Raw genomic sequence first — 23803 nt, 5'->3', positions numbered from 1 at the left:
CCGGCCTGCTGAACAAGACCTTCGGCACCGACGCCGTCAAGCGCGGCCTCCTCGTCGGCACCGCCACCATCACCGCACAGATCAAGTAACACCCCCACCACACGTGCAGGGCCGCCCCGGGCAACCGGGACGGCCCTGCACCACGTTCAGCAGCACCCGCCTACCATCGAGCAGATGCCCGCTCCCCGCTCGACCGTGACCGACGACCAACCGGGGCCCGACGACTTCATCCGCGTCCGCGGCGCCCGTGAGCACAACCTGCAAGACGTCGACGTGGACATCCCACGCAACCGCATCGTCGCCTTCACCGGCGTCTCCGGCTCCGGCAAGTCCTCGCTCGCGTTCGGCACAGTGTTCGCCGAGGCGCAGCGCCGCTTCCTCGAGTCCGTCGCTCCCTACGCCCGACGGCTCATCGCGCAGGGCTCGACGCCGCACGTCGACTCGATCACCGGGTTGCCACCCGCCGTGGCCCTGCAGCAGCGCCGCGGTGCCCCGAGCAGCCGTTCGACCGTCGGCACGCTGACGACCCTGTCGAACTCGATGCGCATGCTGTTCTCCCGCGCCGGCACCTACCCGTCCGGGGCCGACCGGCTCGAGTCCGACTCGTTCTCGCCGAACACCGTGGCCGGGGCCTGCCCGCGGTGCCACGGACTCGGCATCGCCCACGAGGTCACCGAGGCCTCGGCCGTGCACGACCCGTCGTTGAGCATCCGCGACGGCGCGATCACGGCATGGCCCGGGGCGTGGCAGGGCAAGAACCTGCGCGACGTCACCGCGGTGCTCGGCTACGACATCGACGTGCCGTGGCGTGAGCTCTCCCGACAGGACCGCGACTGGTTGCTGTTCACCGAGGAGCAGCCCGTCGTCCAGGTCCACCCCAAGCGCGACCGCGTCGCGAAGCCGTACAAGGGACGGTTCTGGAGCGCACGCCAGTTCGTGATGCACACCCTCGCCGACTCGCAGAGCGAGACGCAGCGGACCAAGGTGCTGCAGTTCGTCGAGTCCGGTCCGTGCGGCCTCTGCGGCGGGACCGGACTGACCCGGGCAGCCCTGGCGGTCACCGTCGGCGGCCACCCGATCGCCGACCTGAACGGCCTGCCGCTCACGGCGCTGGCCGACGTCCTGCGCCCGATCGCGACCCTGACCGACGCGGCCGCAGCGACCTCGCGTGCGTCGTCCGGTGAGCACACCGAGGTCGCCGTCGCGATCTCCCGCGACCTGCTCACCCGGGTCGAGGTGCTCGTCGGCCTGGGCCTCGGGTACCTCGCGCTCGACCGGGCCACCCCGACGCTCTCCCCCGGCGAGACGCAACGCCTGCGCATCGCGACACAACTGCGCTCCGGCCTGTTCGGTGTCGTCTACGTACTCGACGAACCGAGCGCCGGCCTGCACCCCGCCGACGCCGAGTCACTGGTCGAAGTCCTCGACGACCTGCGCGCCGGCGGCAACAGCGTCTTCGTCGTCGAGCACGACATGAGCATCGTGCGGCGCGCCGACTGGATCGTCGACGTCGGCCCGGGCGCCGGGTCCGGCGGCGGCACCGTCCTGTACAGCGGCCCCGTCGACGGTCTCGCCGACGTCGAGGCATCGGTCACCCGACGCTTCCTGCACCCGGGCGACCGGAGCGACGGCGAGCGCACCGTCCGGTCCCCCGTCGGGACCCTCGAACTGCGCGACCTCACGCTGCACAACCTGCATGGTCTCGACGTCGACCTGCCGCTCGGGGTGCTCACCGCGGTCACCGGCGTGAGTGGCTCCGGCAAGTCGTCGCTCGTCGGCGGGGTCCTGCCCGGCGTCGCGACGTCGCACCCGCTCGTCGACCGTGTCGTGCAGGTCGACCAGAAGCCGATCGGCCGAACCCCGCGTTCGAACCTCGCCACCTACACCGGGCTCTTCGACGCCGTGCGTGCCGCGTTCGCCGCGACCGACGACGCGAAGGCCCGCGGCTGGACCGCCAGCCGTTTCTCGTTCAACGTGGCCGGCGGTCGGTGCGAGGTGTGCCAGGGCGAGGGCTCGGTGTCGGTCGAGCTCCTGTTCCTGCCGGGCAGCTGGGCGCCCTGCCCGGAGTGCCACGGTGCGCGCTACAACGACGAGACGCTCGAGGTGCAGTGGGACGGGGCGTCGATCGCCGACGTCCTGAGCATGACCGTCGACCAGGCGGCGCCCTTCCTGGCGTCGCTGCCGGCAGCCGCCCGCGGGCTCGAGGCCCTGCGCCAGGTCGGCCTCGGCTACCTGCGACTCGGACAGCCCGCACCGGAGCTGTCCGGCGGCGAGGCCCAGCGCATCAAGCTCGCGACCGAGCTGCAACGCGCGCGCACCGGGCACACGCTCTACCTGCTCGACGAACCGACGACGGGCCTACACCCTGCCGACGTCGAGCTGCTGACCGCACAGCTCGCACGCCTCACCGACGCCGGCAACACCGTCGTCGTGGTCGAGCACGCCATGGACGTCGTCGCGAGTGCCGACCACGTCATCGACATGGGACCCTCCGGCGGCGAGGACGGCGGCCGCGTCGTCGCGACCGGCACCCCCGCCGAGGTCGCGGCGTCCACCGAGAGCCGGACCGCACCGTACCTGCGGGAACAGCTCGGGCGCTGATCGCACCCACCCGCGGACGGGAGGCCCGTGGCGGGCGGGCACCGCGCCTCCCGTCCGCTGGTGCGTGCGCATGTTCCGACGTTCCACGCGTCGATCAACCGGTGCTGTGTCGCACGATGCACACGCATCCGGTGCGTGCGCATGTTCCGACGTTCCACGCGTCGATCACGTGGTGGATCGTCGCACGGTGCGCCCGCATGCACGCGCACGCACCCGCACTCGCACGCACGCACGCACGCACACGCACGCACGCAGCAGCGCCCGCCGGGACGGATCCCGGCGGGCGCTGCTGGTGGTGCGGACTAGGCCCGACGGAAGCGGCGGGCGATGGTGAGCCCGACGCCCGCGAGCATCAGCAGGATCGCGAAGGCGATCACCGGGGCCGGGTCGCTACCCGTGTAGGCGAGCGTCCCGTTCGGGCCGGTGCCGCCGACGCCACCGGAGCCGGCGGTCGCGAGACGGACGGTGAACGTCACCGGGTCGGACGCCGCCGAGGTGCCGTCAGCGCCGGTCTGGGTGGCGGTGATGGTCACCGTTCCCGGGCCGAAGCCGACGATCGGGGTGCACTTCCAGGTGCCGTCGGCCGCGACGACCGCGGTGCAGACGATGACCGTGCCGACGGTGACCGTGACGGTCGCGCCGGGCTGGCCGGTGCCGGTGATCGGCGGGTTGGGCGTCGTGACGGTGCCACCGTCGGTCGGCGAGGTGATCACCGGCGGCGGGGTCGTCGTGGTCGACGCGGGGTTGTAGGTGTAGACGAGCGGGTCGGAGGTGCCACCCGGGGTCGTCACCGTGACCTCGACGTCACCGGCGGCGTGCGCCGGGGTCGTGAAGGTGAGCGTCGTGCCGTCGTCCGACACGCTGTCCGGGGTGATCGGGTCGGAGCCGTCCACCGAGACCGTGGAGTCGTCGGTGAAGCCGGTACCCGTGACGGTCACGACGGTGCCACCCGCGGCCGGACCGTTGTCCGGGTCCAGCGCGGAGATCGTCGGGACCGCGGCCGGGGCCGGGTTGTACGTGTACGGCAGTGGCGCCGAGGTGCCGGAGCCGTTGGTGACGGTCACGGGGACCGCACCGGCGGTGTGCGCCGGCGTCGTGAACGTCAGCTCGGTGCCGTCGTCCGAGACGCTGTCCGGCGTGATCGGGTCGGAGCCGTCCACCGAGACCGTCGAGTCGTCGGTGAAGCCCGTGCCCGAGACGGTGACGACCGTGCCACCGGTGACCGGCCCGTTGTCGGGGTCGAGCGTCGTGAGCGTGGGCACCGCTGCGGGTGCCGCGTTGTAGGTGTAGTCGAGCGGGTCCGAGGTGCCGGCAGGCGTGGTGACCGTGACGTCGACCGTCCCGGCGTCGTGCGCCGGCGTCGTGAACGTCAGCTCGGTGCCGTCGTCGGAGACCGAGTCCGCCTCGATCGGGTCGGAACCGTCGACCGACACCGTGGCGTCGTCCGTGAAGCCCGTTCCCGTGACGGTGACGACCGTGCCACCGGCGACCGGCCCGTTGTCGGGGTCGAGCGTCGTGATGGTCGGGACCGCGGCCGCGTCGTCGGTGTAGGTGAAGTCGAGCGGGTCGGATTCACCGGCGGGCGTCGTGACGGTGACGTCGACCGTGCCGACGACGTGCGCCGGCGTGGTGAACGTCAGCTCGGTGCCGTCGTCCGAGACGGAGTCCGCCTCGATCGGGTCGGAACCGTCGACCGACACCGTGGCGTCGTCCGTGAAACCGGTGCCCGTGACGGTGACGACCGTGCCACCGGCGACCGGCCCGTTGTCGGGGTCGAGCGTCGTGATGGTCGGGACCGCGAGCGGACCGGCGTTCGGGCCGACCGCAGCCGAGGCGAGGTTGACGACGGCGGTGCCGGCGGCCGGCACCAGTGCGACGCGCAGGGCACGCTGGGTGAAGACGCCGTCGGCGCTGGTCTCCTGCACGTTGGCCTGGAGCGACACGACGGTCGTCAGGGCGTCGGCGAGGGGCGTGATGACCGTCTCACCGAGGCCGGCGACGACCTGGTTGATCGGGGCGACGACCTGCGCGAGGACCGGGTTGATGATCGGCAGGACCTGCCCGACCGGCAGCTGGACGCCGAGCACGGTGACCGAGAGGCCCTGCAGTGACGTGGTGAGCTGCGTGACGACACCCTGCAGCGCGGTGGTGACCGCCGGCAGGAGTTGGGTCGTGAGCGCGTTCGTGATGTACGGCAGCAGCTCGGTGTTCGCTGGCAGGTTGTTGATGTCCAGGCCGGCGTTGGTCAGCACTGCGGCGACGTCGACCGTGATCGCACCGGTCTGCAGGTTCGCCGTGATCGACCCGTCGGCGCTGGTGACGTCGCCGGTGGCGGAGTCGAGCACCGCGACGAGGTCGGGGATGCCCGCGACCTGGACGAGCGGGCCGAGCACCGTGAGCAGTTCCTCGAGGTTGTCCACGGTCGGCTGCAGCGTGCCGAGCGTCGTGCGGAGATCGGTGACGGTGGTGCCGAGCGCAGGGCTCGTCAGCGACAGGTCGAGTCCGGCGATGCCGTAGTCGCCCGTCTGCGCACCGTCCGGACCGGCTGCCTGGGCAGCGGTGGCCGAGACGGCGCCGACCTCGAGCTGGGCGTTCGCGAGTGCGCCCGCCAGGTCGGCCCCGATGAGACCGGACAGGTCGAGCGTGGCGTTGGACTGCGGGACGCCGTCCTGCCCGCCGACGCCGATCCCGCCGGTGTTCGTCACCGCGCCGGACGCGGCGACGGAGCTGCCGTCGGCGTCGGCGGCGGCGTACTGGTTGACGGCACCGAGGGTGAGGATGCCGTTGTTCCCGAGCAGGTTGAGGCCCCCGCCCAGGTTGACGTTGACCGCGTTGAGCGCGGTGACGTCGAGCGGGTGGACGTCGGTGTCCGTGGCCCCACCGGTGTTGACCGCGTCCGCCGGGGTCACGGTGAGGATGTCGTCGAGGTTCAGACCGAGCGCGGAGCCGCTGAGGAAGCGCCCCTGCCCGGTCGACGCGACGGGCGCTGCCGTCGCGGGGGCGGCGGCGAGGATGCTGCCGCCGGCGCCGAGGAGGGCTGCGGTGACGATCGCGACGCCCTTGCTCCGGCCTGACCATCGGGTGGAAGTGGACGCCCCTGGGTCTTTCTGGGCGCGCTCGAGTACTCCAAGCCTCATGTGGCTTCGCTCCTGATCCTGGTGCTGGTCCGGCAGTTGGTGATGCTGCCTGCAGCTGTGGTGTGGTTCCGATGAGCGTAACCCTGAACGGGTGCACAAGACCATCACCCCCGAACGGGGGCCTGCGCTCCGCGGATGCGGAACGCAGGCGCACGACGTGCGTCAGATCTCGACGTCGCTGCCCATCGTCACGGTCCGCTGCGCGGGGAGACCGAAGCGTGCTGCGGGGTCGGCGGCGTTGTGGGCGAGTCCGACGAAGAGCTTCTTCCGCCAGGCCACCATCCCCCGGTTGCCGGGCATCGGACGGAGGGCTCCGCGGGAGATGAAGTAGGACGCCCGGAGCACTTCCTCCGGGTCGATGTCCAGGACCTCGGCCAGGCATGCGGCGTGCAGGGCCTTCGGCAGGTCCTGGTCGTCCGAGAACCCGAACTTCACCGTGATGTGGTCGATGCCGTCGTCCTCGTAGCCGAGGTCGTCGCGGAAGAACGCCTTCGCGTGCGGGACGTGCGGCACGTTGGCGGTGAGCACCGAGACGATCAGGACGGTCCGGTGCACCACGTGGTTGTGCTCGACGTTGGCCCGGAGCGCCAGCGGCGTCGTCTCCTTGTTCGGGTGCGGGAAGACCGCCACCCCGGGCACCCGCGGGATGTGCTCCTGGTTGATGCGGTCGATGAACTCGGCGAGCGACCCCTCGCGTTCCTTGCGTTCCTCCTGCACGAGCGCCCGGCCACGGCGCCACGTCGTCATCACGGTGATCACGGCCAGGGCGATGAGGAGCGGCACCCAACCGCCGTGGATGATCTTCGACAGGTTGCCGGCGAGGAAGGTCAACTCGAGCCCGCCGAACGCCACCGCCGCGACGACGAGCTTCCAGGTCGCCCACTTCCACAGCGGGCGGACGACGAGCAGGAGCAGGAGCGTGTCGACGACCAGGGCTCCGGTGACGGACACCCCGTACGCGGTCGCCAGGTTCGCCGACGACCGGAACGCGAGCATGATCGCGAGCACGCCGATGAACAGCAGCAGGTTCACCGCGGGCAGGTAGATCTGCCCGCTCTCCCGCCGCGAAGTCTGCCGGATCGTGAGCGGCGGCAGCAGCCCGAGCTGGACCGCCTGGCGGGTGAGCGAGAACGCCCCGGAGATGACGGCCTGGCTCGCGATCACCGTCGCGAGCGTCGCCAGCACCACCACGGGCAGCCGCAACGCGTCCGGGAACAGCAGGAAGAACGGGTCCTTCGCCGCCGACGGGTCACGCAGCACCAGCGACGCCTGCCCGAGGTAGTTGAGGACGAGCGCCGGGAACACCACGAAGAACCACGCCTTCAGGATCGGCGACCGTCCGAAGTGCCCCATGTCGGCGTAGAGCGCCTCGGCACCGGTGATGACGAGCACCACGGCCCCCATCGCCACGAACGTGATGTACGGGTGCGCGAAGGCGAACGAGATCGCCCACGTCGGCGAGAGCCCCTGCAGGACGCCGGGGTGCTCGAGGATGTGCGGGACGCCGGCGGCGGCGATCACGACGAACCAGAGCAGCATGACCGGGCCGAACAGGTTGCCGACCTTGCCGGTGCCGAAGCGCTGCACCGCGAAGAGCACGACCAGGATGACCGCGGCGATCGGCACGATCAGGTGCTCGACGGACGGCGCTGCGGTACCGAGCCCCTCGACCGCGGACAGCACCGACACGGCCGGGGTGATCACGGAGTCGCCGTAGAAGAGCGAGACCCCGACGATGCCGATCACCAGGAAGATCACCGCGCCACCGCGACGCTTCGCGTAGAGCCGGCGGGCCAGGGCAGCGAGCGCCATCACCCCGCCCTCGCCGTCGTTGTCGGCGCGCATCAGGATCAGGACGTACTTGATCGAGACGATGATCGTGATGCTCCAGAACATCATCGAGATGACGCCGTAGACGTCTTCCTGGTTGGCCTTCACCAGGCCGTCGTCGATCGTGAACACCGTGCGCAGGGCGTAGAGCGGACTCGTCCCGATGTCGCCGAACACGACGCCGAGTGCGGCGAGCGCCAGGACGGCGACGCCCTTGCGCGGGCCGTGGCCACCGTCGTCGGTGGCCTCGGTCGTGGGGGTGGTGTGGTCCGTCGGCTTCGACGGTTCCGTCGGGGTCTCGGAGCGGGTATCGGTCACGCTCGGCACTTCCGTCTCCGGCCGTCCGGGCGACGGCCGCCGCTCATCATCGCACCGTGCGCGGGATGCGCTCGCAGGTGGCGCACATGCGTGCGCACCGCGGCTCTCGACGTGCGCTGCGATCCCGAATCCGCGAAAGCGACAGCGTGCCGCGAACAGTTCGCGGAGATCTGTCGCGATGCCGGACCGGACGGTGCCCCGTGCAGCAGGATCGTCGCTTTCGCGGGCAGCACCGGCTCTCGTCGTGCGCGCAGGGCGGACGGGAGGCACGGGGCGGGCCCGCACCGCGCCTCCCGTCCGACGGCGGTGCGGGTCTCAGGGACGCAGGCCGCGCACCAGGTCGTGGACCACGCGGGCGGCGCGCGCCGCGGCACCGTCCAGGTGCTCGCGGAACTCGGCACCGTCGGGGGCGCAGAGGTCGCTGATGCAGCGGACCGACACGAACGGCATGTCGTGGACGTGGGCGAACTGGGCGATGGCGGCCGACTCCATGTCGACGGCGGCCACGTCGGGGAAGGCGCCGCGGAGCGTCCGGGCGCGCCCCTCGGTGACGAAGACCTCGCTCGAGCCGATCGTCGCCGAGCGCAGCGGCCAGGCGATGTCGGCGGCCATCGCCAGCTCGACCAGTCGGGCGTCCGGGGCGTACCCGGTCGGCATGCCGGGGACCTGGCCGAGGGCGTAGCCGAACGCGGTGGCGTCCGCGTTGAGGTTGACGTACCGGTCGCCGACGATCACGTCCCCGATCGCGATGCCGTGCATGAGGCCGCCAGCGGTCCCGACGCTGATCACGGGGATGCCGGGTCCGAAGTCGTGGAAGCCGTGTGCCACGGCGGCCGTCGCGTTCGTGAAGCCGATGCCGCTGCGGCGGACGGCGACGGTGGCGCCGCCGATGTCGAGCAGCTGGTGCGGGTCGTGGCCGCCGACCGGGCCGTCGAGGATCGGGACCCCGCCGAACAGGTCGGCGAAGGCGGAGACCTCTTCGCTCATGGCCGCGATGATGATCGCGACGGGCGTCTGTTCCTGCACTGACCGATCCTCGCACGGCGGGGACGCGACGGCTGCCAGCGACGGCCGCCGGCTACCGCTGCCGCCTGCGGCTGCCGGCTACCGCTGCCGGGCGAGCTCCTCGGCGACGAACGCGGCCATCGCGTCGGCACCGAAGTGGTCGTCGGCCGTGATCGTGACCACGGTGTCGCCGTCGGGGTGGTCGTCGAACAGCAGCATCTGCCCGTACGCCCCGTGCAGCCGCCACAGCTGCCCCGGACCGCCCCAGCCGGCCATCGCGTAGCGGTGGTAGCCGGGTCCGGTCCCCTCGCGCTCGACCCAGTCGGAGTGCATCGCGTCGCACCAGCGGGCGCTGACGATGCGCTGCCCGTCGACCACGCCGCCGTCGCGGATGAGCCGGCCGAGGCGCGCGAGCTCCTCGGTGCGGAGCGCCAGGCCCTCGCCGGCGGCGACGTACCCGTTCGGGCAGCGCAGCCATTCCACGTCCTCGATGCCGAGCGGGTCGAACAGCCGTCGGGACACGAACGCGCCGACGTCGCCGACGCGTGTCTCGAGCACGCGCATGGCGGTGTAGGTGCTGACGTTGGCGTACTGGAACACGCGACCCCGCGAGGGCCGTCGCAGGAACTCGGCCGCTAGGTCCGGCCAGTCGGTCAGCTCGGTCGCCGACCAGGGCATGTCGATCCCGCTCGTCATCGTGAGCAGGTGTCGCAGGGTGACCTGGTCGACGCCGTCCCCGAACACGAACCCGGGCAGCGAAGCGGCGATCGGTTCGTCGACGTCCACCAGGCCCTCGTCGGCGGCGATCCCGGTGGCGAGGACGCAGACGCCCTTGGCCGCGGAGTGGATCTCCTCGCGCACGTCGGGCGTCCATCGGTGCTCGGCGATGTCGTCGTCGGCAGTCCGGACGTGCAGGCCGTGGGCGCCGAAGCCGGTCGCGTCCACGTACCGGACGATCGCGTCGAGGATGCTGGTCGCGGTGGTCACACGCCATCCTCTCGCGTGCAGCAGACTGCGTGCCCTGAACGGAACCGGACAGCCGACGGGAGGCACGTGGCGGGTCCGCCACGGGCCTCCCGTCCGATGACCCGGCGCTACTGCGATCGCAGTACGTGCGCAGGTCGCCGTCTTGGTCAGATGGTTCCGTCCCGAGCCGCCCGTGCTCGTGACGTGAGGAGCACCATGCGCACCGTCGTCGTCACCGGCCCCGGATCCGTCGAGATCTGCGACGAGCCCGTCCCCGAGGTCGGCCCTGCCGACGTCCTGATCGCCGTCAAGGCGTGCGGGGTCTGCGGCTCCGACGCCTTCTACGCCGCGCGCGGCGGCATCGCGCCGCGTGAGGGGCACACGCCCCTCGGACACGAGGTCGCCGGAGAGGTGGCCGCCGTCGGCGACGCGGTCGAGGGCATCGCCGTCGGCGACCACGTGGTGGTGAACCCGATGGGCGACCCACGCGGCATCATCGGCAACGGCGGCCCCACCGGCGGGCTCTCCGAGTTCCTGCTCGTCGAGCAGGCCGTGCTCGGCACCAGCATCGCCCTCGTCCCGCAGGACCTGCCCTGGCAGGTGGCCGCGCTCAACGAGCCGATGGCCGTCGCCCTGCACGCCGTCAACCGGACCGCGCCACAGCCCGGTGACACGGTCGTCGTGTTCGGCGCCGGCCCGATCGGGCTGGGCGCCGTGATCAGCTACAAGGCGCTCGGCGTCGGGCACGTGGTCGTCGTCGACGTGATCGCGTCGCGGCTCGAGAAGGCCCTGCTCGTCGGAGCCGATGCCGTCGTGAACTCGGCGGACGAGCCGCTCGACGAGCGCCTGATCGCCCTGCACGGCGAAGCACGGGACGGCGTGGGGCACGGCGGGAAGTCCGGCACCGACGTCTGGCTCGACGCCGCCGGGGTGCCGGCCACCGTGCAGACGGCGCTGCGCCTGGCGAAGCACCGCGCGACGGTCGGCATCGTGGCGGTGCACAAGCGGCCCGTGGAGGTCGACTTCGGTGACCTGCTGGCCGTCGAGCCGACGATCGTGACCGCGATGGGGTACCCGACCGAGATCTTCGACGTCACCGAGCACATCATCGCGAACCCCGGGGCGTACGCGCAGATCGTCAGCGACGTCTTCCCGGCGAGCGACGTGCTCGAGGCCCTCCGGGTGGCTGCGACCCCCGGTGCGGCCGACAAGGTCGTCGTCACGTTCGACTGATGCCGGTGACCAGGAAGGTCGCCGTGCAGTACGCCGTCACGGTGTGGCGGGATCGGCCGCGCCGCGGGCTCGTGCTCGCCGTGCTGTCGGTGCCGAGCAGCCTCGTGATGGCGGGGTGGAAGGTCGTCCTGTTCTGCGCGGCTCCCTCGTTGTTCCTCGCCGCGACCGTGGTCTTCACGCTCGGGGTCGCGGCCGCGAAGGTCTGGGCCGTTCGTCGGCACCGGCTGTCGTTCGCGTTCGATGCGGCGAACGGCGACCGGATGCGGTTCCGGCAGGCCGGACACCGGTGGATCGGGGGTGCGGTGACCGCGATGTCGGTCGTGTTCGTCGGGTGCAGCGTGCCGATGCTCGTCGGGCGGGCGCACCCCGTGCACTACGACCAGTGGGTGGCGATCGTCATCGCGGCGGCGACGTTCGCGGAGCTGGGCATCGGGGTCTGGGGTGCGGTGACCGCGCGCAAGGACGGGGAGCCGCTCGTCGAGGCGACGAAGCTCGTGAACATCGCCGCCGCGGTGGTCCTGCTCGTGCTGACCCAGTCGGCACTGCTCTCGTTCGCGGGCAGCGCCGAGGACGCTGCTGCGTCCACGGGTGCGAGCGGGGTGTTCCTCGGCGGCGTGGCCGCGGTGATCGGGCTCGCGATGGCGCTGCGACGGTTCCCGGAAGCGCCGGCGCCTCGGTCGGCGTCGGCCTCAGTCGACCAGGCCGGCCTGGAACGCGAACGCCACGAGCTGGGCGCGGTCGCGGGCATCGACCTTCGCCATGGCCCGGTTCACGTGGGTCTTGACCGTGAGCGGTGAGAGGAACAGCTCGGCGCTGATGGCGTCGATGCCCTGACCTCGGCTGACCATCGCCACGACGTCGCGCTCGCGAGCGGTGAGTGCTTCGAAGCGCCGGGTCATCTCGGGGTCGACCGAGGACGCGGGTGTGCTGGCGACCTGTCCGATGAGCGCCGCTGCGGCCGCCGCGGACAGGGCGCCCCCGCCGGCTGCGACCTCCTCGATCGCCGCCACGAGCTCCGCCGGCCCCGCGGCCTTGCTGAGGAACCCGTTCGCCCCGGCACGCAGCGCCGCGAAGACGAGTTCGTCCTGGTCGAAGGTCGTCAGCATGACGATGCGCACCTGCTCGGCGGTGCGTTCGGCGCGGATCCGTCGGGTCGCCTCGACCCCGTCGATGCCCGGCATCCGGATGTCCATCATGACGACGTCCGCCGGGACCGACAGCGCCGTCTGCACCGCGGCGAGTCCGTCCCCGGCCTCGCCGACGACCTCGATGCCGTCCTGGCGGTCGAGGATCGCACGGAGCCCCAGTCGGATCATGTCCTGGTCGTCGACCAGGATCACTCGTGTGCTCATCGTGCTCCGTTCGCGGTGGGCAGGTGGACCCGGACGACGAACAGCACGCCGTCCGCCGCAGCCTGGACGGATCCGCCGACGGCGGCGACGCGTTCGCGCATGCCGACCAGGCCGAGCCCGCCCGTCCGACCCGCGACGGGCTCGTCCGCCGGGGTCCGGCGACGTGGGTTGCGGACCTCGAGCACCAGGTCGTCACCGGCGCGGGCGAGGGTGACGGTCGTCCGGCCCTCACCGTGTCGATGGGCGTTGGTGAGCGACTCCTGCAGCACCCGGTAGACCGTCACACCGATCGGCACGGAGACCGGGCCGACGTCGTCCAGTCGGGCATCGACATCGAGGCCGATCCGTTCGTACGAGGCGACCAGTCCGGGGAGCTGCTCGATGCCGGGGGCCGGAGCCGTCGGGTCGTCGAGGTCGGCGCCGCTGCTCGACGCCGAACGGAGCACCGTCAGGACGTGCTGGGTCTCCGTCAGGACGTTCCGCACGCCGTCCCGGGCGGCATCCAGCGCACGCCGGGCCTCGTCGGCCCCGGCGGGCAGGGTGACCTCGGCGACCCCGAGCTGCATGCTGACCACCGCGATCTCGTGCCCGATGACGTCGTGCAGGTCCCGCGCGATCCGGACGCGTTCCTCGGCCACGCGGCGCTCGGCCTCGAGTTCCCGCGTGGCGACGGCATCGGCGGCGCGCTGTTCCAACGACGCCCGGTACTGGTGCTGCACCCGCAGCCCCGAGCCGATGGCCGCCGCGGCGACGACGGAGATGAGGGCGCCGAGGGCGGTCGGCACCGCACCGCCCTCCCCCGGCGCGAGGAGCGTGCCGATGACCACGCCGGGAGCGACGATCGCCGCGGCGCGGACCGGGTGCCCCTGCCGCGAGGACACCGCGAACAGCAGCAGCACCGCGCAGCTCCAGGTCACGATCGGCGACCAGCCGGACAGTCCTCCGAGCACGGGGGCGACCGTGGCGAGCCCGAGCGCTGTCCACGGTGTCCACGGCGCCGCGACGACGGCGAGCACGGTCGCGGCGACCGCGATGCCGGGCCCCGGGCCGGCATCGGCCGCGATCACCCGGCCCGACTCGATCGCGCACGCGAGCAGGACGACGGCGGCCGTGCCGCGGAACACCCAGCGGTCGTCGGGACGCCACGAACCCCAGATCGCCCGCAGTCGCCGCATGCACTCATCCTGTCGTGCGGGTCAACGGTCCGGCTACTGCGAACGCAGTAGTCGGGGGTACCACCGATCGGGGACCTGCCCGCGGCGCGTCCCCGGGACGATCGACACCAGGCCGGAACGATCCGGCACCGACCGGAGGAACCACCATGACGCTGACGAACACCGCCACTCCCGCTGCCACCACGTACGACTACTGCACCGTCGACGTCCCACGGGGCAAGGACGCCCTGTACGCGGACACCTACCGCAACTTCGGCTGGACGTCCGACGGCTCGGACCGGACGGGCGCACTGAACCGTCGGCGCACCCTCGGCCTCCGCCGCGACCGTACCGACCGCTCCGTCGAGCTGACCGAGCTCCAGCAGAACGCCGAGGCCGCCCTGGCCACGATCGACTCGCTCGAACGCTCCCGCACGACCGCGGCGTCGGTGGTCGCGTACGCGCTCGGCGCGATCGGCAGCGTCCTGCTGGCCGCTTCGGTGTTCGCCATGCAGGACACCGTGGCGGTCCCCGACCTGCTCGGCGGGCTCGACCCGGTCACGGTGTTCCTCGTCGGGGCCGGTGGGCTGGTCAACTGGGCGATCGCTCCCGTGGCCTTCCAGCTCGTCCGCGCGGCGCGCACCAAGCGGATCCGTCCGGCCGTCGACCGCCAGTTCGACGTCGTCTACGGCGCGTGCGAGGCAGCCAGTCGTCGCCGGAACGCCTGAGCGGGGCCGAGCCCGATGACGAACACCATCGCTCGGGAAGACGCTGTCCTGCACGCGCCGGTCCCCCGCCACCTGGAGACCCGGGTGCTGTACGCGCCGACGGCGTTCGTGCCGCTCCACCGGCACACCCTGGAGCAGTTCGGCTGGACGGTGACCGTGCAGGGCGGACGGCTCGGCACGACGTCCCTGCTGCTCCAGCGGCTGCGCACCCGGCCAGACCCGGCACGACCGCTCCTCGAACGTCGTGCCGAGCGGGCGCTGGCCCGGATCGCGGCCCTCGAGCAGCAGCCGGCCCGGTTGGCTGGTGTGGTCGCCACCGCGGGCTCCGCGGTCGCCCTGCTGGCGGTCGCGCTCGGCGGTCTGCTCGCCCTCGGCGGGGACCCGACGCTCGCGCCGGTCCTCGTCGGTGCTGGCGCGTGGATCGCCGCTGTGGCCGCTGCGCCCGGCATCCGGTCGTGGCGCACCGAGCGGAACCAGGCAGCACTCAGCCGGGAGTACGCCGCGATCGACGCGTGCACGCACCCACCGACCGACCGGTGACCGCGACCGGGATACCGCAGACGCAGTACTCGCCGCGAGGAGCGATCGAGCACCCTGGACCGGTGCCCCGAACCCTCACCGAACACACCGCCCTGCTCGTCGTCGATCTGCAGGCCGGCACCGCGCCGTACCAGCGCACCCACCCCGTCGAGACCGTCGTGACCAACGTCGAGACCCTCGCCCGCGCCACCCGTGGCGGCGGCGGCACGGTGGTCTTCATCCGCCACGACCCCGCCGCGACCCCGGCCGGCACGACCCAGTACGGCGGCGGCCCCCGCCCGGCTCCGGTCGCCTACGGCTCCCTGCTGCTCGAACGGGCCGACGCCGACGGCAACCTCACCCGCGGCGGGTGGAGCGCCTTCGCCGGCACCGGCCTCGACGAGCGGTTGCGCGCCGACGGCGTCACCGGGGTGGTCGTGGTCGGTCAGGCGACGACGTTCGGCGTCGAGTCCACGGCTCGGGCCGCGTACGACCTGGGCTACGACGTCGTCCTCGTCGAGGACGCCACCAACGACCCGGACCCCGACGCCCACGCAGACCGGTTCCGGTCGGTGTTCCCCGCGCTCGGCGTCGTCACGCAGACGGCCGACCTGGCGGGGCCGGGCGCGGCCTGAGCGGCGACCGGACGGCGGACGGGAGGCACGGTGCCAGCCCGACACGTGCCTCCCGTCCGTCACGTGGTCCGTTCAGGGCCGACCCTGTAGGACGGACGCAGCCGAGCGCACGCTCGCCCCCGACCCGAGGAGCACCCATGGCCGCGAAGACCATCGTCATCACCGGCGCGAGCGACGGCATCGGCGTCGCCGCTGCGCGGGAGCTCGTCCGCCGCGGGAACGAGGTCGTGGTGGTCGGTCGCAACCCCGCGAAGACCGAAAGGGTCGCCCGCGACCTCGGCGTCGACCACTTCGTGGCCGACTTCTCGGACCTGTCCGCCGTCCGGGGGCTCGCCGACGACCTGCTCGAGCGCTGCCCCCGGATCGACGTGCTGGCCAACAACGCCGGCGGCATCTTCAGTGCGGGCCGTCAGGTCACCGTCGACGGCCACGAACTGACGTTCCAGGTCAACTACCTGGCGCCGTTCCTGCTCACGGAGCTGCTGATGGACCGGCTCATCGCGTCCGGCGGAACGGTCATCAACACCTCGAGCGTGGCGAACAAGCTCTTCGGCCGCGTCGACATCGACGACCTCGACGCTGAGCGGCACTTCCGGGCCACCAAGGCCTACGGCGACTCGAAGCTCGAACAGATCCTGTTCACCAAGGAACTCGACCGTCGGTACCGCGACCGAGGTGTGACGTCGACGGCGTTCCACCCCGGCACGATCAGCACCGGGTTCTCGAACGACAAGACCTCGCCGATGTACCTCGTGTACCACACGCCCCTGCGCCACGTGTTCCTGACGACCCCGGAGAAGGGTGCCGACACGCTCGTGTACCTGGCGGACAACACCCCCGGTCGCGACTACCCGACCGGCGAGTACTACGTGAAGCGCAGGGTGGCGGCACCGAACGCGCAGGCCGAGGACGCCGACCTGGCACGCGAGCTGTGGGACCGGAGCGTGGCGATGCTCCACACCGCCTGACCGGGAGCGTTCAGCGCGCTACGCGCCGGTCGTCAGCGCGCTACGCGCCGGTCGTCGGCGCGCCCGCGCCGGTCGTCGGCGCGCTACGCGCCGGTCGTCGGCGCGGGCGTGACCGGCGGCTGCGCCTGCCGCAGGCCGGTGACCAGCAGCGTCACGATCGCGCGGACGTCGTAGGCCGGGTCCTGGGGGCTCCACGCGACCAGGTCGCCGACGGCGCGGAGCAGCTGGTACGGCGACACCGACGCGACCACCTCGCCCGATGCACGAGCGGCGTCGAGCATGCGGCCCAGCACCGGGACGAGCTCGTCGACGAACAGCGTGTGCAGCGCGGTGAAGCCGTCGGCGTCGCCCTCCCACACCCGCGCCAGGCCGTGCTTCGTGCCGAGGAAGTCGACGAACTGGTGCACCCAGCGCAGGATCGCGTCGAACGCGGTCGGCGCCGAGGCGAGCAGCACGGGGCCGGCCTCGGCCAGGGCCTCGATCTGGTGCCGGTAGACGGCGACGACCAGGTCCGAGCGGGTCGGGAAGTGCCGGTAGAGCGTACCCACTCCCACGCCGGCGGCGGCGGCGACCTCGCGCACCGGCGCACCGACGCCGGACGCGGCGAAGACTCCGGCCGCGGCGTCGAGGATCGTCCGCTCGTTCCGTTCGACGTCGCGGCGACGCCGGGGCGGCGCGGTGTCGTTCGACGGCGCGGTGTCGTCCGACGGCGCGGTGTCGTTCGACGGCGGGCTCATCCCCCGATCATCGCATGTCCCGGCCTCGGAACGGAACGGCGATCCGTTTCGCTTGCAATCCGGAGCGCTGTTCCGTATCGTTTCGGAACGTCGCTCCGTTTCGAGTGACGTCCGCTTCCGGAAGGACTCCCGATGCCAGCAACAGCACCGCACCCCCAGGTGATCAGCGTGCGCCCCGTCACGCTGCCCGCGCCGACACGCGGCCACGACCTCGAGGTCCGGATCACCGCCCCGACCACGGGCACCGAGCTGCCCGTGATCGTCTTCGCCCACGGCTTCGGACAGTCGATGACCGGCGGCGACCCCCTCGTCGACCACTGGACCGCGGGCGGGTTCGTCGTCGTCCAGCCCACCTTCCTCGACTCGACGGGCTACGGCCTGACGCTCGACGACCCCCGCTACGCGACGATCTGGCAGACCCGTGTCGACGACCTCGAGCGGGTCATCGACGACCTCGACGTCGTCATCGCCGCCGTCCCCGGTCTCGCCGGACGTGTCGACCAGGCGAACCTGGCGGTCGCCGGGCACTCGTGGGGCGGCCAGTCCGTCGGCATGCTCCTCGGCGCCCGGGTGATCGGGTCGGACGGACAGCCCGGCGAGGACCGCACCGACCACCGCGTGCGCGCCGGGGTCCTGCTCTCCACCACCGGCATCGCCCGCGGGGACCTGACGCCGTTCGCCCAGGAGCACTTCGCGTTCATGAGCCCGGACTTCAGCCAGCTGCACACCCCGTCGCTCGTCGTCGCCGGGGACCACGACCAGTCCCAGCTCTCCACGCGCGGGCCGGACTGGTTCACCGACGTGTACCACCACAGCCCTGGCGCCCGGCACCTGGTGACCGTGCACGGCGGGGAGCACCTGCTCGGCGGCATCCAGGACTACGCGTCCACCGCCACGACCGACGAGAGCCCCGAGCGCGTGGACCTGGTCCGCCGCACCACGACGGCGTTCCTCCGGACCGCGCTCGGGCTCGACGCCGATGCGTGGTCCGCGACGGCCGCCGCCATCGCCTCCGCCTCCGCCGAAGCCGCCGTCGGCCACATCGACTCCAAGGAGGACCACTCGTGATCACCGACCAGCACCCGCTCCCCACCCCCTTCACCGCGTCGTCCACCGCCACCGAGGTCCTAGACGGCGTCGACCTGACCGGGCGCAACGTCGTCGTCACGGGCGGCCACGGCCGGCTCGGCCGCGAGGCCAGCCGCGCCCTCGCCGCCGCCGGTGCCGTCGTCACCATCGCCTCCCGCGACACCGACCGCGCGAGCGCCGCCGTCGCCGGCATCCCCGGCGTCCGGGTCGAGCAGCTCGACCTGACCGATCCGGCGTCGATCGACGCCTTCGCCGCACGCTGGACGGCCTCCGGCCGGCCGCTCCACGCCCTGGTGAACAACGCCGCGATGCTCTTCGCACCGGACCGGCGGCTCGACGCACGCGGCAACGAGCTGTCGTTCTCGACGTCCCACCTCGGGCACTTCCGGCTCACGCGGGCGCTCCTCCCCTCCCTGCTGGAGGCCCGTGGTGCGCGGGTACTCAACGTCACGTCCGGCGCCGCCCGCTTCGGACAGATCCGGTGGGACGACCCGGCGTTCGCCAGCGGCTACGACGCGGCCGCCGCCTACGGGCAGTCCAAACGGGCGAACGTGCTGTTCACGGTCGAACTCGACCGCCGGTACGCCGACCGGGGCATCCGTTCCTTCGCCGCGCACCCCGGCGTCATCATCGGCCCCGGGTCCCGGATCGCCTCGTACCGCGAGCAGGGGCTGGTCGACGACGACGGCGCGACGGTCATCGACCCCGAACACGGCAAGAAGACGATCGAGCAGGGGGCAGCGACCCTCGTGTTCGGTGCCGCGAGCCCGCTGCTCGACGGCGTCGGCGGGGTCTACCTGAAGGACAGCGACGTCGCCGTGATCGACGACGAGGTCCGGCCGCTCACCGCGGACAGCATCCCGTCGGACGCGAACTCGACGATGCTCGACGCCGACGACGCCCGGCGGTTGTGGGAGGTCAGTGTGCGGCTGACCGCGTGAGGGCGTCGCGCCCGCTGGTAGCTTTCGGCGGAGACGAGTCGCGACTCAGGGCGATGCAACGTACGAGGGGGAACACCATGGCCACAGATGCTCGACGCTACGGCAGGGCGATCGAACGAGCAGACGGTCGGGACTTCCCTTTCTACGACGGAGACCCGATCCGGATCGCAGCCTGGCAGTGGGTGACGATCATCATCGCGTGCGTCGCCGGCATCACCGTACTGAGCTTCTACCCGGCGGCGGACAACATCCAGTCGCTCGTGCCTCGGTTCCTCTTCACCGCGATCATGCTCGCCGTCCTCATCGCCTTCACGAGACGGCACTGGGCGCGCATCTTCCAACGCACCACCGCACGCGACTTCGGCACCATGATCGTCTTCGCGATCCTCAGCCTCATCGTGTCGTTCACGGTCGGGATCATCGTGAAGGCGATCTTCGGCACCAACGCCAACACCGCGACCGACGGCATCCACGGCGCGGGTGAGATCGTCGCGTTCTACGTCGGGACCGCGATCCAGCTGCTGGGCGAGGAGCTCTTCACCATCCTGCCGTTCCTGGCGGTCATGGCGTTGTGCCACCGCATCGGACTCACCCGCACCCAGGGCATCCTCATCGCCTGGCTCGCGACCGCGATCTGGTTCGGTGCAGCGCACCTGCCGACCTACGGATGGAACTTCGCGCAGGCGTTCCTGATCATCGGCGTCGCACGGCTGGTCCTCACGCTCGCGTACATCCGCACGAAGAACATTGCGGTCAGCACCGGCGCACACATCATCAACGACTGGGTGCTCTTCACCGGCGCGATCATCGGAGCCGCCACGAGTTCCTGAGCGGGGCGGTACTGCGCACTGCGTTCGTTCGATCGATCGTCCACCGCCTCGTGCGGAGGGCCGGCGGGCCGGCGGGCCTCGCAACTGCATCCGGTCATCACGCCAGCAGATGTGGGCGCGCCCGTCGTACTGCGATCGCAGTGATCGGACTACCGCGACCGCGGACGACACCGGGTGGTGCGCCGCGGACGATGGAGACGTCCCACAACGAGAGCCCGGGAGGTCTTCGTGGAGATCGCGGTCGACATGACGAAATGCCAGAGCTATGCGCAGTGCTGCTTCCTCGCGCCGGGGGTGTTCCGGTTCGAGGGCGAGGAAGCACTCGCCTACAACCCCAATCCCTCCGACGCCGAACGGTTCCGGGTGCTGCAGTCCGCAGCCGCGTGCCCCGTCCAGGCGATCCGTGTCGGGGGCGCACGTCTGCCGGTACGAGCAGCCGACACCGCTGAACCAGTGCACGCTCCGCTCACCGCGGACGGACGAGTCGTCGTCGTCGGCGCGTCGTTGGCTGGTCTGACTGCAGCCGAGACGCTCCGCACCTCCGGGTTCACCGGCACGATCACCGTGCTCGGTGACGAACCGCACCTGCCCTACGACCGTCCGCCGCTGTCGAAACAGGTGCTCACGGGCGTTGCCGGCACCACCTCGACACGGTTGCCGCACGCCGCGGACCTCGACGTCGACTGGCGGCTCGGCAACACTGCCACGTCCCTCGCCACCGGAGCCAGGCAGGTGCTCCTGCAGAACGGTGCGCGAGTCGACTACGACCGCCTGCTGATCGCCACCGGCCGTCGTTCACGCCCCTGGCCCGTCACCGCCGAAGCAGCGCTGGACGGTGTCTTCGTGCTCCGCACCGCCGATGACGCGGCCGCGATCCGCGAACGACTGACGGACCGCACCACGAGGGTGCTGGTGATCGGCGGCGGCTTCACCGGCGGTGAGATCGCCTCCTCCTGCAGCAGCCTCGGCATCCCCGTCACCGTCGTCGACCGTGGGCCGGCACCCATGGCGAAACTCCTCGGGACGGCCGTCGGCGAGATGATGCGTGCGCTCCACCGCGAGCACGACGTCGATCTCCGGAGCGGCACCGGCGTCACCGCCATGCTCGGTGACGACGGGGGACGACTGATCGCAGCGCAGCTCACCGACGGCTCCACGATCGACGTCGATGTGGCCGTCGTCGCGATCGGTGCCGTCCCGAACAACGAATGGCTCGCCGGATCCGGCGTCGCGAGTGACGACGGGGGTGTGCTCTGCGACGCTGCCCAGCACGCCCTCGGCACCGACGGGCAGCCCCTGCTCGACGTGTTCGTCGCCGGGGACATCGCCCGGCACCCGAACCCCCTTGCCGGGCCCGGCGTGTGGACGAGTGAACACTGGGGCGCCGCCGTCGGACAGGCCGAGACCGCAGCGCGGAACATGGTGCACGGTACGGACACACCCCATCGGGACGTGCCGGTGTTCTGGACGACGCAGTTCGGGCAGGTGCTCAAAGCGGCGGGAGAGCCGGCGATCGCCGACACCGCACAGGTCACACAAGGATCCCTCGGCGAGCGATCCGCTGTGGTCACGTTCGGCCGTGACGGACGTCTGGTCGCCGCGGTCGCCGTGAACCAGTCGAAGTGGTTGCCGTACTACCGGGCGCAGATCGAATCCGGAGCAGCCTTCCCCCTCGAAGACCCGACGGTCGATCCCGCCGCCGACACCAGGCTGTCAGCGGCGCGGTAGCGCTCGGCATCGCCCGCCACCGATCGAGCCCACCAGGAGCAGAACACGATGACCGACACCCCGCAGACCACACCGACCACCGACGCCGCACCGACGACAGCGACCGCGTCGGCGACCTGGGAGACGTTGCTCGAGCAGGACAGCCGACCCGACCCCAACCCCCACTACGAGCAGCTCCGCACCCAGCCGGTGCAGCAGCTCGACAACGGCGCCTTCCTCATCACCGGGTACGACGAGATCCTGCAGCTCGTCCACGACCCCCGCATCAGCTCCGACCCGATGGCCGCGCACCGCAAGGAGGGCACCGACGCCGGTGAGCCCGGGCTGACGTCCGCGTTCGTGATGACGGATCCGCCGGTCCACGACCGGCTCCGCCGGCAGACCATGCGCCACTTCGGGCCGCCGCACGCCGCCGACTACATCGACGGGCTCCGCCAGGACATCGACGCCATCACCCATGACCTCATCGACGGGTTCGCCGGCCGCACGGAGATCGACGTCGTCGAAGCCTTCGCGTACCCGCTCCCCGTCGCGATGATCTGCGACGTGCTCGGCGTCCCCGCGGAGGACGAGCCCCGCTTCCACGAGTGGAGCCAAGCCATCATCGCGCCCCCGGAAGCGGTCGACGACGCAGACGCTGCGGTCAAGCGCCGCGAAGCCGACGACGCATCCCGCGAGATGGCGGCCTACCTCGGCGACCTCGCCGACGCCCGGAAGGGCACGCCGCACGGTGACCTGCTGTCCGGTCTCGTCAACGACCACGGCCCCGACGGGCCGATGTCGCGCGCCGAGGTCCTGAACACGTCCATCATGCTGCTCATCGGCGGGCACGAGACCACCGTCAACATGATCGCGAACGGCACACTCACCCTGCTGCGCCATCCCGAGACCATCGACCTCATCCGCGACCACCCGCACACGATCGCGCAGGTGTTCGAAGAGCTCATCCGCGTCGAACCGCCCGCCCAGGTGACACCGAAGTACATCGCCCTCGCCGACGTCACCGTTGCCGGCGTCACCATCCCCGCCGGTTCACCGGTCTGGATCGCATGGGCGGCCGCCAACCGCGACCCTCGCCACTTCGTCGACCCGGACCAGTTCGACCCGCACCGTGCTGGCAACGACCACCTCAGCTTCGGCGCCGGCATCCACGCGTGCTTCGGGGCGCCGCTGGCACGACTGGAGACCCAGATCGCTCTCGCCGGCCTCTTCGAGCGCCTCATCAACCCGCAACTGGTCATCGACCCGCCGCCCTACCGCCGCAACGCACTCCTCCGCGGACCGAGCGAGCTGCGCATCACCTTCGACGGCGTACGCCCCGCGGTCGGACGCGATCGACGCGAACCACCGACATCGCCGGCGACGAAGTGATGCGAGGTCCCGTGACCGACCCGACTGAGCCCATCTGTCGTGAGCGGATTCCGACTCCGTTGTGGAGCAGTCGTGGGTCCGGTACCGTGCGGTCATGTCCTCGGAGCTGTGGTTCGTCATCGCGAGCGTCGCCGTCGCGATCATCGCCTGGGTGGGTCACTTCTTCGGGTGGTTCACGAGCAAGCACGGCCGCGGTGTCCCGGACGGGGCCGCGTCGACGATGCAGGGTGGCCAGCCGACGCCGCCGGATGCCGGTGGTCACGGCGGGCACGGCTCCTGACACGGCACCTGGCGTCGCATCCATCCGGGGACGGCCAGCGAACTCCCGCGTCGCACGCGCCACCTCGTGGTGGAGAGCGCCACTGGTCGCATCGTCGTCATGCGCACAGAGGGTGCGTCAGTCGGGCACGCCGGGGAGGCCGCCGCGGTACCACTCCACGTACCATGCCCAGAGCGGCACCAGCGAATCGACCGTGAAGTCGAGGGCTTTGATCGGTCCTTCGGTTGCCACGAGCCAGTGCGCGAGCTGTGTGAGCCACCGTTGCTCCGAGCCGGCGACGAAGTCCCACAACCGGTGCGCATCCGCGACCGAAACCTGATGTGGGAGAAGTCGTGCCATGTGCTTCCGACCGTGACATGCGATGCCGCGACGCCGGAAAGT

21 protein-coding genes are annotated in these 23803 nt (G+C 71.6%); 13 read left to right on the top strand and 8 right to left on the bottom strand.

The features are described from left to right. The first annotated feature begins 174 nt into the window (after positions 1-174). Complete coding sequence (locus ABH929_RS05905) at positions 175-2601, top strand: ABC transporter (RefSeq protein ID WP_404560461.1); 2427 nt, start codon at positions 175-177, stop codon at positions 2599-2601. Positions 2602-2903: 302 nt separating this feature from the next. Here ABH929_RS05905 and ABH929_RS05900 read toward each other — a convergent pair whose 3' ends face one another. The 4 genes from ABH929_RS05900 to ABH929_RS05885 form a co-directional block, all read right to left on the bottom strand. Beyond that, on the bottom strand, positions 2904-5738 hold the full coding sequence (locus ABH929_RS05900) for a choice-of-anchor G family protein (protein ID WP_404560460.1): 2835 nt from the start codon (positions 5736-5738) through the stop codon (positions 2904-2906). A 162-nt stretch (positions 5739-5900) separates the two neighbouring features. Continuing rightward, entirely contained in the window at positions 5901-7886 is a 1986-nt protein-coding gene (locus ABH929_RS05895; protein WP_404560459.1) for a potassium transporter Kup, read from the bottom strand. A gap of 315 nt (positions 7887-8201) precedes the next feature. After that, positions 8202-8912, bottom strand: coding sequence for a 5'-methylthioadenosine/S-adenosylhomocysteine nucleosidase (gene mtnN, locus ABH929_RS05890; protein WP_248704794.1), 711 nt, complete (start codon positions 8910-8912; stop codon positions 8202-8204). Positions 8913-8990: 78 nt separating this feature from the next. Then, positions 8991-9878: a serine hydrolase domain-containing protein gene (locus tag ABH929_RS05885; RefSeq protein WP_404560458.1), complete on the bottom strand. Its 888-nt coding sequence runs from the start codon at positions 9876-9878 to the stop codon at positions 8991-8993. A 195-nt stretch (positions 9879-10073) separates the two neighbouring features. On the opposite strand from ABH929_RS05885, the gene ABH929_RS05880 reads away from it, so the two are divergent. Together ABH929_RS05880 and ABH929_RS05875 are read left to right on the top strand one after the other, a co-directional pair. Next, positions 10074-11090: a zinc-binding dehydrogenase gene (locus tag ABH929_RS05880; protein WP_404560457.1), complete on the top strand. Its 1017-nt coding sequence runs from the start codon at positions 10074-10076 to the stop codon at positions 11088-11090. A 5-nt stretch (positions 11091-11095) separates the two neighbouring features. After that, complete coding sequence (locus ABH929_RS05875) at positions 11096-11887, top strand: hypothetical protein (RefSeq protein WP_404560456.1); 792 nt, start codon at positions 11096-11098, stop codon at positions 11885-11887. On the opposite strand, the gene ABH929_RS05870 is transcribed toward ABH929_RS05875, so the two are convergent. Both ABH929_RS05870 and ABH929_RS05865 read right to left on the bottom strand, forming a co-directional pair. After that, positions 11780-12442 (bottom strand): response regulator, encoded by a 663-nt coding sequence (locus ABH929_RS05870; protein ID WP_404560455.1) that lies wholly within the window; start codon positions 12440-12442, stop codon positions 11780-11782. The two genes, ABH929_RS05875 and ABH929_RS05870, sit on opposite strands and share 108 nt — an antisense overlap. Continuing rightward, positions 12439-13617: a sensor histidine kinase gene (locus ABH929_RS05865; RefSeq protein WP_404560454.1), complete on the bottom strand. Its 1179-nt coding sequence runs from the start codon at positions 13615-13617 to the stop codon at positions 12439-12441. Before ABH929_RS05865 ends, ABH929_RS05870 begins: the two co-directional genes overlap by 4 nt. A 146-nt stretch (positions 13618-13763) precedes the next feature. Between ABH929_RS05865 and ABH929_RS05860 the strand changes: the two genes are divergently transcribed. The 4 genes from ABH929_RS05860 (at position 13764) to ABH929_RS05845 (ending at position 16446) form a co-directional block, all read left to right on the top strand. Next, positions 13764-14324 carry a hypothetical protein gene (locus tag ABH929_RS05860; RefSeq protein WP_404560453.1) on the top strand — a complete coding sequence of 187 codons (561 nt, stop codon included), beginning with the start codon at positions 13764-13766 and terminating at the stop codon, positions 14322-14324. Between the two features lie 15 nt (positions 14325-14339). After that, complete coding sequence (locus tag ABH929_RS05855; protein ID WP_404560452.1) at positions 14340-14864, top strand: hypothetical protein; 525 nt, start codon at positions 14340-14342, stop codon at positions 14862-14864. 62 nt (positions 14865-14926) lie between these two features. Next, positions 14927-15478, top strand: a complete 552-nt coding sequence (locus tag ABH929_RS05850) for a cysteine hydrolase (protein ID WP_263092117.1) — start codon at positions 14927-14929, stop codon at positions 15476-15478. Positions 15479-15615: 137 nt separating this feature from the next. Beyond that, positions 15616-16446: an SDR family NAD(P)-dependent oxidoreductase gene (locus ABH929_RS05845; RefSeq protein WP_205463982.1), complete on the top strand. Its 831-nt coding sequence runs from the start codon at positions 15616-15618 to the stop codon at positions 16444-16446. Positions 16447-16529: 83 nt separating this feature from the next. On the opposite strand, the gene ABH929_RS05840 is transcribed toward ABH929_RS05845, so the two are convergent. Further along, the gene (locus ABH929_RS05840; RefSeq protein WP_404560451.1) at positions 16530-17183 is read right to left on the bottom strand and encodes a TetR/AcrR family transcriptional regulator; all 654 of its coding nucleotides are present in this window, start codon (positions 17181-17183) and stop codon (positions 16530-16532) included. Between the two features lie 132 nt (positions 17184-17315). Between ABH929_RS05840 and ABH929_RS05835 the strand changes: the two genes are divergently transcribed. From ABH929_RS05835 to ABH929_RS05810, 6 genes are all read left to right on the top strand, one after another. After that, positions 17316-18251: an alpha/beta hydrolase family protein gene (locus tag ABH929_RS05835; protein WP_404560450.1), complete on the top strand. Its 936-nt coding sequence runs from the start codon at positions 17316-17318 to the stop codon at positions 18249-18251. Continuing rightward, positions 18248-19213, top strand: a complete 966-nt coding sequence (locus ABH929_RS05830) for an SDR family NAD(P)-dependent oxidoreductase (RefSeq protein ID WP_404560449.1) — start codon at positions 18248-18250, stop codon at positions 19211-19213. Before ABH929_RS05835 ends, ABH929_RS05830 begins: the two co-directional genes overlap by 4 nt. Before the next feature lie 77 nt (positions 19214-19290). After that, on the top strand, positions 19291-20043 hold the full coding sequence (locus ABH929_RS05825) for a CPBP family intramembrane glutamic endopeptidase (protein WP_263092112.1): 753 nt from the start codon (positions 19291-19293) through the stop codon (positions 20041-20043). 228 nt (positions 20044-20271) lie between these two features. Next, complete coding sequence (locus ABH929_RS05820) at positions 20272-21771, top strand: FAD-dependent oxidoreductase (protein ID WP_263092111.1); 1500 nt, start codon at positions 20272-20274, stop codon at positions 21769-21771. 48 nt (positions 21772-21819) lie between these two features. Next, a complete protein-coding gene (locus tag ABH929_RS05815) occupies positions 21820-23142 on the top strand; it encodes a cytochrome P450 (RefSeq protein ID WP_263092110.1) in 1323 nt (440 codons plus the stop codon). Between the two features lie 94 nt (positions 23143-23236). Then, entirely contained in the window at positions 23237-23422 is a 186-nt protein-coding gene (locus ABH929_RS05810; RefSeq protein WP_404560448.1) for a hypothetical protein, read from the top strand. 117 nt (positions 23423-23539) lie between these two features. Here ABH929_RS05810 and ABH929_RS05805 read toward each other — a convergent pair whose 3' ends face one another. Next, positions 23540-23761, bottom strand: a complete 222-nt coding sequence (locus tag ABH929_RS05805) for a hypothetical protein (RefSeq protein ID WP_404560447.1) — start codon at positions 23759-23761, stop codon at positions 23540-23542. Positions 23762-23803 lie beyond the last annotated feature (42 nt).

Origin of the sequence: Curtobacterium sp. AB7 (assembly GCF_044909335.1) — a bacterium.
GTDB lineage: Bacteria > Actinomycetota > Actinomycetes > Actinomycetales > Microbacteriaceae > Curtobacterium.
The sequence above is the reverse complement of the archived record's forward strand: the minus strand, read 5'-3'. Positions and strand labels throughout refer to the sequence as shown.

What these genes read in the sequence shown, in the direction of transcription:
- ABH929_RS05905 (WP_404560461.1), top strand. Translation starts at nt 175, where the DNA reads ATGCCCGCTCCCCGCTCGACCGTGACCGACGACCAACCGGGGCCCGAC.
- ABH929_RS05900 (WP_404560460.1), bottom strand. Translation starts at nt 5,738, where the DNA reads ATGAGGCTTGGAGTACTCGAGCGCGCCCAGAAAGACCCAGGGGCGTCC.
- ABH929_RS05880 (WP_404560457.1), top strand. Translation starts at nt 10,074, where the DNA reads ATGCGCACCGTCGTCGTCACCGGCCCCGGATCCGTCGAGATCTGCGAC.
- ABH929_RS05870 (WP_404560455.1), bottom strand. Translation starts at nt 12,442, where the DNA reads ATGAGCACACGAGTGATCCTGGTCGACGACCAGGACATGATCCGACTG.
- ABH929_RS05865 (WP_404560454.1), bottom strand. Translation starts at nt 13,617, where the DNA reads ATGCGGCGACTGCGGGCGATCTGGGGTTCGTGGCGTCCCGACGACCGC.
- ABH929_RS05860 (WP_404560453.1), top strand. Translation starts at nt 13,764, where the DNA reads ATGACGCTGACGAACACCGCCACTCCCGCTGCCACCACGTACGACTAC.
- ABH929_RS05855 (WP_404560452.1), top strand. Translation starts at nt 14,340, where the DNA reads ATGACGAACACCATCGCTCGGGAAGACGCTGTCCTGCACGCGCCGGTC.
- ABH929_RS05845 (WP_205463982.1), top strand. Translation starts at nt 15,616, where the DNA reads ATGGCCGCGAAGACCATCGTCATCACCGGCGCGAGCGACGGCATCGGC.
- ABH929_RS05840 (WP_404560451.1), bottom strand. Translation starts at nt 17,183, where the DNA reads ATGAGCCCGCCGTCGAACGACACCGCGCCGTCGGACGACACCGCGCCG.
- ABH929_RS05835 (WP_404560450.1), top strand. Translation starts at nt 17,316, where the DNA reads ATGCCAGCAACAGCACCGCACCCCCAGGTGATCAGCGTGCGCCCCGTC.
- ABH929_RS05825 (WP_263092112.1), top strand. Translation starts at nt 19,291, where the DNA reads ATGGCCACAGATGCTCGACGCTACGGCAGGGCGATCGAACGAGCAGAC.
- ABH929_RS05815 (WP_263092110.1), top strand. Translation starts at nt 21,820, where the DNA reads ATGACCGACACCCCGCAGACCACACCGACCACCGACGCCGCACCGACG.
- ABH929_RS05810 (WP_404560448.1), top strand. Translation starts at nt 23,237, where the DNA reads ATGTCCTCGGAGCTGTGGTTCGTCATCGCGAGCGTCGCCGTCGCGATC.
- ABH929_RS05805 (WP_404560447.1), bottom strand. Translation starts at nt 23,761, where the DNA reads ATGGCACGACTTCTCCCACATCAGGTTTCGGTCGCGGATGCGCACCGG.